Source organism: Streptococcus sp. 339, from assembly GCF_013277285.1.
Taxonomy (GTDB): Bacteria; Bacillota; Bacilli; order Lactobacillales; family Streptococcaceae; genus Streptococcus; species Streptococcus pseudopneumoniae.
Window position 1 is genome coordinate 1 of the sequence record NZ_VMMR01000069.1, and the last position, 12,711, is coordinate 12,711.

The 12,711-nt window shown below is 41.7% G+C and carries 12 protein-coding genes and 1 pseudogene; 11 read left to right on the top strand and 2 right to left on the bottom strand.

From position 1 onward, the window contains the following. The first annotated feature begins 479 nt into the window (after positions 1–479). The 5 genes from HT736_RS08630 (at position 480) to pnuC (ending at position 5,088) form a co-directional block, all read left to right on the top strand. On the top strand, positions 480–923 hold the full coding sequence (locus tag HT736_RS08630; protein ID WP_044791050.1) for a MarR family transcriptional regulator: 444 nt from the start codon (positions 480–482) through the stop codon (positions 921–923). 38 nt (positions 924–961) lie between these two features. Further along, entirely contained in the window at positions 962–1,690 is a 729-nt protein-coding gene (locus tag HT736_RS08635; RefSeq protein WP_172930952.1) for a nuclear transport factor 2 family protein, read from the top strand. Between the two features lie 13 nt (positions 1,691–1,703). After that, on the top strand, positions 1,704–2,432 hold the full coding sequence (locus HT736_RS08640) for an ABC transporter ATP-binding protein (RefSeq protein ID WP_172930945.1): 729 nt from the start codon (positions 1,704–1,706) through the stop codon (positions 2,430–2,432). Next, positions 2,425–3,945 (top strand): ABC transporter permease/substrate-binding protein, encoded by a 1,521-nt coding sequence (locus tag HT736_RS08645; RefSeq protein WP_172930946.1) that lies wholly within the window; start codon positions 2,425–2,427, stop codon positions 3,943–3,945. Before HT736_RS08640 ends, HT736_RS08645 begins: the two co-directional genes overlap by 8 nt. Positions 3,946–4,281: 336 nt before the next feature. Further along, complete coding sequence (gene pnuC / locus HT736_RS08650) at positions 4,282–5,088, top strand: nicotinamide riboside transporter PnuC (protein ID WP_050146367.1); 807 nt, start codon at positions 4,282–4,284, stop codon at positions 5,086–5,088. A gap of 166 nt (positions 5,089–5,254) precedes the next feature. Here the strand turns inward: pnuC and sczA are convergent, their stop codons facing one another. Then, entirely contained in the window at positions 5,255–5,791 is a 537-nt protein-coding gene (gene sczA, locus HT736_RS08655) for a TetR/AcrR family transcriptional regulator SczA (protein WP_000181702.1), read from the bottom strand. A 132-nt stretch (positions 5,792–5,923) separates the two neighbouring features. On the opposite strand from sczA, the gene czcD reads away from it, so the two are divergent. From czcD to HT736_RS08670, 3 genes are all read left to right on the top strand, one after another. Continuing rightward, complete coding sequence (gene czcD / locus HT736_RS08660) at positions 5,924–6,814, top strand: cation diffusion facilitator family transporter CzcD (protein ID WP_172930947.1); 891 nt, start codon at positions 5,924–5,926, stop codon at positions 6,812–6,814. Between the two features lie 243 nt (positions 6,815–7,057). Then, positions 7,058–7,411, top strand: a complete 354-nt coding sequence (gene nmlR / locus HT736_RS08665; protein ID WP_001022629.1) for a stress response transcriptional regulator NmlR — start codon at positions 7,058–7,060, stop codon at positions 7,409–7,411. Further along, positions 7,412–8,449, top strand: coding sequence for a zinc-binding dehydrogenase (locus HT736_RS08670; protein WP_172930948.1), 1,038 nt, complete (start codon positions 7,412–7,414; stop codon positions 8,447–8,449). A 25-nt stretch (positions 8,450–8,474) separates the two neighbouring features. Here HT736_RS08670 and galR read toward each other — a convergent pair whose 3' ends face one another. Beyond that, positions 8,475–9,482, bottom strand: a complete 1,008-nt coding sequence (gene galR / locus HT736_RS08675; protein WP_172930949.1) for a DNA-binding transcriptional regulator GalR — start codon at positions 9,480–9,482, stop codon at positions 8,475–8,477. A 163-nt stretch (positions 9,483–9,645) separates the two neighbouring features. On the opposite strand from galR, the gene HT736_RS08680 reads away from it, so the two are divergent. The 3 genes and pseudogenes from HT736_RS08680 to HT736_RS08690 form a co-directional block, all read left to right on the top strand. Beyond that, entirely contained in the window at positions 9,646–10,824 is a 1,179-nt protein-coding gene (locus HT736_RS08680; RefSeq protein WP_172930950.1) for a galactokinase, read from the top strand. An 18-nt stretch (positions 10,825–10,842) separates the two neighbouring features. Further along, positions 10,843–12,324: a UDP-glucose--hexose-1-phosphate uridylyltransferase gene (locus HT736_RS08685; protein WP_172930951.1), complete on the top strand. Its 1,482-nt coding sequence runs from the start codon at positions 10,843–10,845 to the stop codon at positions 12,322–12,324. Positions 12,325–12,393: 69 nt separating this feature from the next. Continuing rightward, positions 12,394–12,654 (top strand): annotated as a pseudogene (locus tag HT736_RS08690) (PaaI family thioesterase); the annotation flags it as partial. Positions 12,655–12,711: the final 57 nt, after the last annotated feature.

Here is a 12,711-nt window from a genome sequence, read left to right on the forward strand (position 1 = left end):
TAATGGAAGTGGAGCGAAGTGAGGAATCGTCAAACGGTAGGGTATAGGCTGTTTGAAGGGTGCTACGAAAAAGATAGGGTAAGGTGAAATTATAGCGGGATGAAATAAGATATGAACAAATTGATTGGGGGAATTAAATCGCTTTCTATCGATGTTTTAGAAGATACAGTGCCCTAGTCCAACTTCAATATACTATAAAAGAACAGATGGAAGCAATTATGATTGACTTCTATCTTTAAAATAAATGGTCTGATAGGAAAAACGTGACTCCTCATAAAATATAGTATAGTACAGATGGAAGGCTTTTGTAGACTGGAGGACGAAGGAGTTTAGAAACTCTCGTTAAAAGTTAGTTGAATCGGAGTATGGTGATGTAAATCATTATCAAAAATTATTTCTAAATCGAAATAGTTGACAGTTGAAAGGACAAGTGTTACAATTATTCTATTCATTTCGATATCGAAATAATTGGAGGTGTTATGAAAGATAGTCATTTGCTAGCCCATCATATTCGTTTGTTGAATGGGCGGATTTTTCAGAAGTTACTGAGCCAAGATCCTGAGGCTCTTTATAGGGGTGAACAGGGCAAGATTTTAGCGGTTTTATGGAATAGTGAAACTGGCTGCGCAACTGCGACAGATATCGCGCTTGCGACTGGGCTTGCGAATAATACGCTGACAACTATGATAAAAAAGCTAGAGGAACAAAAGCTTGTAATTGTTAGTCCGTGTGGAAAAGACAAGCGTAAGAAGTATTTAGTTTTAACGGAGTTAGGCAAGTCCCAGAAAGAAGTGGGGCATCGTGTCAGTCAGAAATTGGATACTATCTTTTACAAAGGATTTTCAGAGGAAGAAATTCACCAATTTAAAGGTTTTCAAGAAAGAATTTTGGCGAATCTGAAAGAGAAGGGAAATGAGATTTAGAATATGTCACAACAAGTGAAAAATGCTCAAACCTATACATCCATGCCATTCAAGACGGACGAGTTGCTGAGGCTCAAGCCCAGTCTGTAGGGGATACCTATATCCAACATTCGACAGGTGTTCCTGACGGGAAAGAAGAATTTGAAGCCTTCTTTGCAGATTTCTTTGAGCGTCATCCAGAGCGTCAGATTAAGATTGTCCGCACCATTGAGGATGGCAATCTGGTCTTTGTTCATGTTCATCAATATCTGAAGGGTGGAGAAGATCAATTGGTGACGACGGATACTTTCCGTGCGGATGAGAATGGTCGTATTGTTGAGCATTGGGATGTCATTGACTACTATCGAACACCTGAAAATGACCAACTAGATCAAATTTTTGGAGATTTTGAAATCAAGGATTTGGATAAGAAAGCAGAAAATAAAAAGCTGGTTCGCCGTTTCTTGACAGAAATTTTCCAAAATGGGGAGCTAGAGCAGTGGAGTGATTATGTGGCAGACGATTTGATTCAGCATAATCATGAGATTGGACAAGGAAGTGCTGCTTATAAAAACTATGTGGCTGAATATAGTGTCACTTTTGACTTTGTTTTCCAACTCTTAGGACAAGGAAACTATGTGGTTAGCTATGGTCAGACTCAGATTGATGGCCTTGCTTATGCTCAGTACGATATCTTCCGTTTAGAGAACGGGAAAATTGTGGAGCATTGGGATAATAAGGAAGTCATGCCTAAGGTAGAAGACTTGACTAATCGAGGGAAGTTTTAAATGAGGACAAAGAATGATTGAATACAAAAATGTAGCACTGCGCTATACAGAAAAGGATGTCTTGAGAGATGTCAACTTACAGATTGAGGATGGGGAATTTATGGTTTTAGTAGGGCCTTCTGGGTCAGGTAAGACGACCATGCTCAAGATGATTAACCGTCTTTTGGAACCAACTGATGGAAATATTTATATGGATGGGAAGCGCATCAAAGACTATGATGAGCGTGAACTTCGTCTTTCTACTGGTTATGTTTTACAGGCTATTGCTCTTTTTCCAAATCTAACAGTTGCGGAAAATATTGCTCTCATTCCTGAAATGAAGGGCTGGACTAAGGAAGAAATTGCTCAGAAAACAGAAGAGCTCTTGGCTAAGGTTGGTTTACCAGTAGCCGAGTATGGGCATCGACTTCCGAGTGAATTATCTGGTGGAGAACAGCAACGGGTCGGTATTGTCCGTGCCATGATTGGTCAGCCTAAGATTCTCCTCATGGATGAGCCGTTTTCAGCCTTGGATGCTATTTCGAGAAAACAGTTGCAGGTTCTGACGAAAGAATTGCATAAAGAATTTGGGATGACAACTATTTTTGTAACCCATGATACGGATGAAGCTCTGAAATTGGCGGACCGTATTGCTGTCTTGCAGGATGGAGAGATTCGCCAAGTAGCGAATCCCGAGACCATTTTAAAAGCCCCTGCAACAGACTTTGTAGCAGACTTGTTTGGAGGTAGTGTTCATGACTAATTTAATTACAACTTTTCAGGATCGTTTTAGTGATTGGTTGACAGCTCTATCTCAACATTTGCAGTTGTCACTATTGACCTTGTTGCTGGCTATTTTGCTTGCGATTCCCTTGGCTGTTTCTCTTCGCTATCATGAGAAGTTGGCCGACTGGGTCTTGCAGATTGCAGGGATTTTCCAGACCATCCCGTCTCTGGCCTTGTTGGGACTCTTTATCCCCTTGATGGGAATTGGAACCTTGCCGGCTTTGACAGCGTTAGTGATTTATGCGATCTTTCCGATTTTACAAAATACCATCACTGGACTCAAGGGAATTGATCCAAGTCTACAAGAGGCTGGGATTGCCTTTGGGATGACTAGGTGGGAGCGTCTCAAGAAGTTTGAAATTCCACTTGCTATGCCTGTTATCATGTCTGGGATTCGGACAGCAGCTGTCTTGATTATCGGTACGGCAACCTTGGCGGCTTTGATTGGTGCAGGGGGACTGGGTTCCTTTATCCTTTTGGGAATTGACCGTAATAATGCCAGTCTGATTTTGATTGGGGCACTTTCTTCTGCAGTGCTAGCCATTGCCTTTAACTTCCTACTAAAAGTGATGGAAAAGGCAAAATTGCGGACGATTTTCTCAGGTTTTGCCTTGGTGACCTTATTGCTAGGTCTGTCTTATAGTCCAGCCCTCTTAGCTCAAAAAGAGAAGGAAAACTTGGTGATTGCTGGAAAATTGGGTCCAGAACCAGAAATTTTGGCCAATATGTATAAATTACTGATTGAAGAAAATACCAGCATGACTGCGACTGTTAAACCAAATTTTGGGAAAACAAGCTTCCTCTATGAAGCTCTGAAAAAAGGCGATATTGACATCTATCCTGAATTTACAGGAACGGTGACTGAAAGTTTACTTCAACCATCACCGAAAGTAAGTCATGAGCCAGAGCAGGTTTATAATGTGGCGCGTGATGGTATTGCCAAACAGGATCATCTAGCCTATCTCAAACCTATGTCTTATCAAAATACCTATGCTGTAGCTGTTCCGAAAAAAATTGCTCAAGAATATGGCTTGAAGACCATTTCGGACTTGAAAAAAGTGGAAGGGCAGTTGAAGGCTGGATTTACCCTTGAGTTTAATGACCGTGAAGATGGAAATAAAGGATTGCAATCAATGTATGGTCTCAATCTCAATGTGGCGACCATGGAACCAGCCCTTCGCTATCAGGCAATTCAGTCAGGTGATATTCAAATCACGGATGCCTATTCGACTGATGCGGAATTGGCGCGTTATGATTTACAGATCTTGGAAGATGACAAGCAACTCTTCCCACCTTATCAAGGGGCACCACTCATGAAAGAAGCTCTTCTCAAGAAACACCCTGAGTTGGAAAAAGTTCTTAATAAATTGGCTGGTAAAATTACTGAAAGCCAGATGAGCCAGCTCAACTACCAAGTCGGTGTTGAAGGCAAGTCAGCAGAACAAGTAGCCAAGGAGTTTCTACAAGAACAAGGTTTGTTGAAGAAATAGCTTGAAAAGCTAAGCTCAACTTGGTTAAACGACTATATAGAAGAACGCTCAGACAATGTCGTCTGGGCTTTTTGGGTGTCAGAATTAATGATTTTCATTTTTAAATGGAAAATAAGAGAAAATTTTTAGGATTTTTCAAATTTTTACTGTAAAGACACTTGACTATTCACAAAATAGGTGTATAATGTGTTGTGAACTACTTAACAAATAAAGATTTCCAGCTCATGTCGACTAAGGATGGAAATCTTGTGTATAGACAGTTCAGTAGATATATAATAGAGCGTTGCGTCCGAAAGTCTATCCAGACACGGCTCTTTAAAAACAAAAGGAGAAATGATGCATACTTATTTGCAAAAGAAAATTGAAAATATCAAAACAACCCTAGGTGAAATGTCAGGTGGTTACCGTCGTATGGTTGTGGCTATGGCTGATTTAGGATTTTCAGGAACTATGAAGGCTATCTGGGATGACCTCTTTGCCCATCGTAGTTTTGCCCAGTGGATTTATTTGCTGGTTTTAGGAAGTTTTCCTCTCTGGCTGGAGTTGGTTTACGAACATCGTATTGTTGACTGGATTGGGATGATTTGTAGCTTGACAGGGATTATCTGTGTAATCTTTGTATCGGAAGGTCGAGCAAGTAATTATCTTTTTGGCTTGATTAACTCTGTTATTTACCTTATTTTGGCCCTACAGAAAGGCTTTTATGGTGAGGTGCTGACGACACTTTACTTCACAGTCATGCAGCCAATTGGACTTCTAGTTTGGATTTATCAGGCACAGTTTAAGAAGGAAAAGCAGGAGTTTGTCGCGCGTAAACTGGACGGCAAGGGCTGGACAAAGTATCTTTCCATCAGTGTGCTTTGGTGGTTGGCCTTTGGCTTCATTTATCAGTCTATTGGTGCCAATCGTCCCTATCGTGATTCAATCACAGATGCAACCAATGGGGTAGGGCAAATCCTCATGACAGCTGTTTACCGTGAACAGTGGATATTCTGGGCGGCTACCAATGTTTTTTCAATCTATCTCTGGTGGGGAGAAAGCCTGCAAATTCAAGGGAAATATCTAATTTATCTCATTAACAGTCTAGTTGGTTGGTATCAATGGAGCAAGGCAGCTAAGCAGAATACTGATTTACTTAACTAGGAAAAGATGTTTGAAAGTGCTGTTTTGAGATTTCGATTAAAACAGATATAGTTGATAATCAAGGATTTATAGTATGAAAAAGAGGATCGGCGGGTCCTCTTTTGTTGTTGAAAAGATAAAAAACTCAGTAACCTAGAAATAAGACAACTGAAGCTTTACTCTATATTCAATTTTTAGGAATGAGAAGGTCTAGATAAAATTGGACAACTTCCTGGTCTGTGAAATCTTGACCTTTTTTGAGCCACCAGGTCAATGTCTCGATAAAGTTGGACATGACCAAGTGTTGGAGGTAAGAAGTAGGCAGATTAGGGTGGGCTTCTTTTAAATTATCAGCTAGCACGGAATAGACATGGTGTTCTAGCTCTTTATGGAGTTGACGGAGGAAGTAGTCATTTTTGGAAAATAGCAGACTGGTGATATGGTCTTGGTTTTTATGAAAATGGAGAAAGAGGTGGGCGAGGTAATTCTCGGTTGAAATGGCTTGCTCTCTTTCAAAAAGATGATGGAAGAGGTAGCGGCAGAGCTGGTCCAGAAGAAGCTCCTTACTCTCATAGTGACAGTAAAAGGTGGATCGTCCCACATCTGCGAGATCAATGATATCCTGAACAGTAGTGGCCTCGTAGCCCTTAGCATTCAAAAGTTGTATAAAAGCTTGATAGATGGCTTTTTTGGTTTTGCTGATACGGCGGTCAATGTTAGTCATATGGACACTTAAGGCAAATTGTTCAGAACTGAATAAAGCTGACGTTTTGCTTCTATCCTTTCTTTGAGTTTTAGTGGATAATGATAATGAACAAGGTGTTCATAAATCTATTATAACAAAGGAATGAGAAATATGAAGGCAAAATATGCTGTTTGGGTGGCTTTTTTCTTAAATTTGACTTATGCCATTGTTGAGTTTATTGCAGGTGGAGTATTTGGTTCTAGCGCTGTTCTTGCTGACTCTGTGCATGACTTGGGAGATGCGATTGCAATTGGAATATCAGCTTTTCTAGAAACAATCTCCAATCGTGAAGAAGACAATCAGTACACCTTGGGCTATAAGCGGTTTAGCCTGCTAGGAGCCTTGGTAACAGCTGTGATTCTCGTAACGGGCTCTGTTCTAGTCATTTTGGAAAATGTCACGAAGATTTTGCATCCGCAACCAGTCAATGATGAGGGGATTCTCTGGTTAGGAATTATTGCGATTACTATCAATCTGTTAGCGAGTCTGGTGGTTGGTAAGGGAAAGACAAAGAATGAGTCTATTCTGAGTCTGCATTTTCTGGAAGATACGCTAGGGTGGGTAGCTGTTATCCTGATGGCGATTGTTCTTCGATTTACGGACTGGTATATCCTAGATCCTCTTTTGTCCCTTGTCATTTCTTTCTTTATTCTTTCAAAAGCCCTTCCACGTTTTTGGTCTAGACTCAAGATTTTCTTGGATGCTGTGCCAGAAGGTCTTGATATCAAGCAAGTAAAGAGTGGCCTGGAGCGATTGGACAATGTGGCCAGCCTTAATCAGCTTAATCTCTGGACTATGGATGCTTTGGAAAAAAATGCCATTGTCCATGTTTGTCTAAAAGAAATGGAACATATGGAAACTTGTAAAGAGTCTATTCGAATTTTCCTAAAAGATTGTGGTTTTCAAAATATTACCATTGAAATTGATGCTGACCTAGAAACTCACCAAACCCATAAGCGAAAGGTGTGTGACTTGGAACGGAGTTATGAGCATCAACATTAGAAAAAAGTGAAAAATACTTGGGTACTATCTTATTTGGAATAGAGTAATTTCTTTATTATTTAAATATTTCAAAAATTGGTAAGAGAAGAGCATTGTATAAATTCCAGATATATGATTGTTAATGATAAAAATTTTTCGATTAGATACAAAATGCTTGACTTGGAGTCAACTCAAAGTTATATAATAAGATAAGTGAGTTAGAGTAGCTTAAACTCAGTGAATGAAATGAGAGGAGGTTAGCCTATGAATATTAAATCTGCCAGTGATTTGTTGGGAATTTCAGCGGATACGATTCGGTATTATGAACGGGTTGGTCTTGTGCCACCGATTACTCGAACTGCAACAGGGATTCGTGATTTTCAAGATCAGGATATCGAAGCGCTGGAATTTATTAAGTGTTTTCGTTCGGCGGGTGTCTCTGTAGATAGTTTAGTTGACTATATGTCGCTCTACCAAAAGGGAGATGAAACGAGAGAGGAGAGGCTTGGTATTTTAGAAGAGGAAAAGCAAAAATTAGAGGAGCGCTTGTCTCAGCTACAGACAGCTTTAAATCGTTTAAATCTCAAAATTAAACTTTATAAGGAAGGAAAATTTTAAATGAAATCAGCAGTATATACAAAGGCAGGTCAGGTTGGACTTGCTAGCATTGAACGTCCGCAAATAATAGAAGCGGATGATGTGATTATTCGTGTGGTTCGTGCGTGCGTTTGTGGTTCAGATTTATGGAGGTACCGTAATCCAGAAACGAAAGCTGGACACAAAAATAGTGGACACGAAGCGATTGGGATTGTTGAAGAAGCTGGGGAAGCCATTACGACGGTGAAACCAGGTGATTTTGTGATTGTCCCTTTTACACATGGATGTGGTGAGTGTGATGCCTGTATTGCTGGATTTGACGGTTCTTGCGACAATCATATTGGCAATAATTTGGGGGGTGATTTTCAGGCAGAATATATTCGCTTCCACTATGCAAACTGGGCGCTGGTTAAAATCCCTGGTCAACCTTCTGACTATACAGAAGGGATGCTCAAGTCCCTTTTGACTCTTGCAGATGTCATGCCGACAGGCTATCATGCGGCACGTGTTGCAAATGTTCAAAAAGGGGACAAGGTTGTTGTTATCGGTGATGGGGCTGTTGGTCAATGTGCTGTCATCGCGGCTAAGATGCGTGGAGCATCACAAATTATCCTTATGAGCCGTCATGAAGACCGTCAAAAGATGGCTATGGAGTCAGGTGCGACAGCTGTTGTTGCAGAACGTGGTCAAGAAGGAATTACCAAGGTGCGTGAAATCCTCGGTGGAGGAGCAGACGCAGCACTTGAATGTGTTGGTACGGAGGCTGCTATAGAACAGGCGCTAGGTGTTCTTCATAATGGAGGGCGTATGGGCTTTGTAGGAGTCCCACACTATAATAATCGTGCTCTTGGTTCGACATTTATGCAAAATATCTCTGTAGCAGGTGGGGCAGCTTCTGCTACAACATACGATAAGCAATTTTTACTAAAAGCCGTCCTTGATGGTGATATCAATCCAGGTCGCGTCTTTACTTCAAGTTATAAACTGGAAGATATCGACCAAGCCTACAAAGATATGGATGAACGTAAGACCATTAAGTCTATGATTGTAATCGAATAAAAAACGAATAGGAGTTCTAAAACTCCTATTCTTGATTTAGGGTACTTTCTCTTAATGTCAGTTTGGTTCCCAACATGGTCAGGCTAGGTATTTTCCGACCGTGGAGGACTTCCTTGTTAAGAATATCCATACCTGCTCGCCCCATTTCTTCAGTATAAACTGTGATGCTGGAGAGGGGAGGATAAACCTGCTTGGTCAGGCTGGTGTCGTTAAAGGAAATGAGGCTGACACGGTCTGGTAGGCTGATTCCAGCTTCTTGGAGCGCACGAAGGGCACCGATGGCTAAACTATCGCTGGCTGCGAAAAATGCTGGTGGGAGTTGGTCTCCCAAGTTCTGAATGGCTTCCTTCATCAAGTCATAGCCAGACTGGGCAGTAAAGTTTCCTTGAAAGACCAGTTCATCATGATAGATTCCTTTTGCTTGACTGTAGTTTCTGAAATTTTCCAGCCGCTTATCCTCAATAATTTCTTCTTGGTCAGTTGTTTCTTCAAAGCCTGTTAGAATCCCGATACGGTCCATTCCTTGGCTGAGGAAATAATCGACAACCTGTTTTATGGCAGTGTAAAAGTCCGTAATAATACAAGTATGTCCCAGGGAAAGTGTATCACTGTCTAGAAAGACCAGGGGTTTTTGGTATTCTTCAAAGGCAGAAATCTGAGCTCGGCTAAATTTTCCGATGCAGAGAATCCCAATCACTTCCTCGCTTAAGGTAAAAGGATGGTCATTAAAATAGCGCAAGATATCATAGTCCAACTCTTGGGCTCTTTTTTCTATTCCTAGGCGAATCTGGTAGTAGTAGAGGTCGTCCAGCTCCCCTTGTTCGCTGACCCATTGGATAATGGCAATCTTTTGCTTGGGTTTGTGGGACTCGCCTGTCTTGAGGTGCTTGGTGTAGCCCAGCTCTTCAGCAACGGTTAAAATACGGTGTCTGGTTTCTTCTGTAACAGATAGGCTCTGGTCGCGATTGAGGACGCGGGATACGGTCGCGATAGAGACAGAGGCTAGCTGTGCAATGTCTTTTAAGGTAGCCATAAATCCTCCTTGATTAGGTTAGTATATCATGTTTTTCTTCTTTTTACTGATATTTTACTAAAATTTTAGTAAAAAGGATTGACCTTGAGAAATCCCTTGGATACAATAGAAGAAAACGATTACACGTTAAGGTGGCTTAACGGACAGTCAAAGGAGAAATCATATGACACAACATCTTACTGCTGAAACTCTTCGCAAAGACTTTCTTGCTGTTTTTGGTCAAGAAGCAGACCAAACTTTCTTTTCACCAGGTCGTATCAATTTGATTGGTGAACACACAGACTACAACGGTGGGCACGTTTTTCCTGCTGCTATTTCCTTGGGAACTTACGGTGCAGTTCGTAAGCGTGACGACCAAGTCTTGCGTTTCTACTCAGCTAACTTTGAGGACAAGGGCATTATCGAAGTGCCTCTCGCTGACCTCAAGTTTGAAAAAGAGCACAACTGGACCAACTATCCAAAAGGTGTCCTTCATTTCTTGCAAGAAGCTGGGCATGTGATTGACAAAGGTTTTGATTTTTATGTTTATGGGAATATCCCAAATGGTGCTGGTTTGTCTTCTTCAGCATCATTGGAACTCTTGACAGGGGTTGTGGCAGAGCATCTCTTTGATTTAAAATTAGAGCGTCTCGATTTGGTTAAAATCGGAAAACAAACAGAAAACAACTTTATCGGAGTCAACTCTGGTATTATGGACCAATTTGCTATCGGTATGGGTGCAGACCAACGTGCTATTTACTTAGATACTAACACTTTAGAGTATGACTTGGTGCCACTTGATTTGAAGGACAATGTTGTTGTTATCATGAACACTAACAAACGCCGTGAATTGGCGGACTCTAAGTACAATGAACGCCGTGCTGAGTGTGAAAAAGCAGTGGAAGAATTGCAAGTTGCCTTGGATATTAAGACCCTGGGTGAATTAGACGAGTGGGCCTTTGATCAATATAGCTACCTGATTAAAGATGAAAATCGTTTGAAACGTGCTCGCCATGCTGTGCTTGAAAACCAACGTACCCTTAAAGCTCAAGCAGCCCTTCAAGCAGGTGATTTGGAAACATTTGGTCGTTTGATGAATGCGTCACACGTTTCTCTGGAGCATGATTATGAAGTAACTGGTTTGGAATTAGATACCCTTGTTCACACAGCTTGGGCACAAGAAGGAGTTCTCGGTGCTCGTATGACAGGGGCTGGTTTTGGTGGCTGTGCCATTGCCTTGGTTCAAAAAGATACTGTTGAGGCCTTTAAGGAAGCTGTAGGCAAACACTACGAGGAAGTAGTTGGATACGCTCCAAGCTTCTATATCGCTGAAGTTGCAGGTGGCACTCGCGTCCTTGACTAGTCAAAAGGAGGCTCTATAGTGACCTTAGTAGATAAATTTGTAACACATGTCATTTCTGAAAGTTCATTTGAGGAAATGGATCGAATCTACCTGACCAATCGTGTTTTGGCACGAGTGGGAGAAGGTGTTTTGGAAGTTGAGACCAATCTGGATAAATTGATTGACCTCAAGGACCAGCTAGTTGAGGAAGCCGTTCGATTAGAGACGATTGAGGATAGTCAGACTGCGCGTGAAATCCTTGGTGCTGAATTGATGGACTTGGTGACCCCTTGTCCGAGTCAGGTCAATCGTGACTTCTGGGAAGCCTATGCCTACTCTCCTGAGCAAGCGATAGCGGATTTTTATCAACTCAGTCGGAAAAATGACTATATCAAACTCAAGGCCATTGCTAAAAATATCGCTTATCGTGTTCCATCTGATTATGGAGAACTTGAAATTACCATCAATCTCTCTAAGCCTGAAAAGGATCCGAAAGAGATTGCGGTAGCCAAGTTGGTGCAAGCTAGTAATTATCCTCAGTGTCAACTTTGTTTAGAGAATGAGGGTTACCATGGTCGGGTCAACCACCCAGCTCGCAGCAACCACCGGATTATCCGTTTTGAAATGGTTGGTCAGGAATGGGGTTTCCAGTATTCGCCCTATGCTTACTTTAATGAGCATTGTATCTTTTTAGATGGCCAGCATCGTCCCATGGCCATTAGTCGTCAGAGTTTTGAACGTCTGTTGGCTATCGTAGAGCAGTTTCCAGGATATTTTGCTGGATCTAATGCCGACCTGCCGATTGTGGGGGGCTCTATTCTAACTCATGATCATTATCAGGGAGGCCGTCACGTATTTCCTATGGAATTGGCTCCCTTGCAAAAGACTTTCTCTTTTACTGGTTTTGAGCAGGTCAAGGCTGGGATTGTCAAGTGGCCCATGTCAGTGTTGCGTTTGACTTCGGATTCCAAAGAGGATTTGATTAACTTAGCTGATAAGATTTTCCAGGAATGGCGTCAGTATTCAGATTCTAGTGTGCAGATTTTGGCAGAGACGGACGGGACACCGCATCACACCATCACACCAATAGCGCGTAAGCGTGATGGACAGTTTGAGTTGGACTTGGTCTTGCGAGACAATCAGACTTCAGCAGAGCATCCTGATGGCATCTATCATCCCCACAAGGATGTCCAACATATCAAGAAGGAAAATATCGGCTTGATTGAGGTCATGGGCTTGGCAATCTTGCCACCACGTCTGAAAGAAGAAGTAGAGCAAGTCGCTAGCTATCTTGTAGGAGAAGCTGTTACAGTTGCCGATTATCATCAGGAGTGGGCAGACCAACTCAAATCCCAACATCCAGACCTAACGGATAAAGAAAAAGCCCTTGCAATCGTCAAGGACTCTGTGGGTGCTATCTTTGTGCGTGTACTTGAGGATGCAGGAGTCTACAAGCAGACAGAACAAGGGCAGATAGCCTTTATGCGCTTTGTGGAACATGTCGGAATTTCACTAGACTAGGAGCTTTCTCCTTGCACAGTCCTATAAAAAGTAGTATCATAGTGTCGTTTGAAATATCAGGAGGAAACGATGAAAGACTTTCATTTTGACGCTATATCTGCCTTTGAAAATTACGAAATTGAAAAAATGAGAGATGGTCACGTTGTGGTGACGACCAAAGTAGTGAACTCGTCGCTCAATTACTATGGCAATGCCCATGGTGGCTATCTATTCACGCTATGTGACCAAATCAGTGGTTTGGTGGTTATCTCGCTGGGACTTGATGGAGTGACGCTTCAGTCCTCTATCAACTATCTCAAGGCAGGAAAACTAGACGATGTGCTGACTATTATAGTTGCTTAGTTTCAAACAAGCATGTTATAATAAATCTATGGCATATAGTACAGA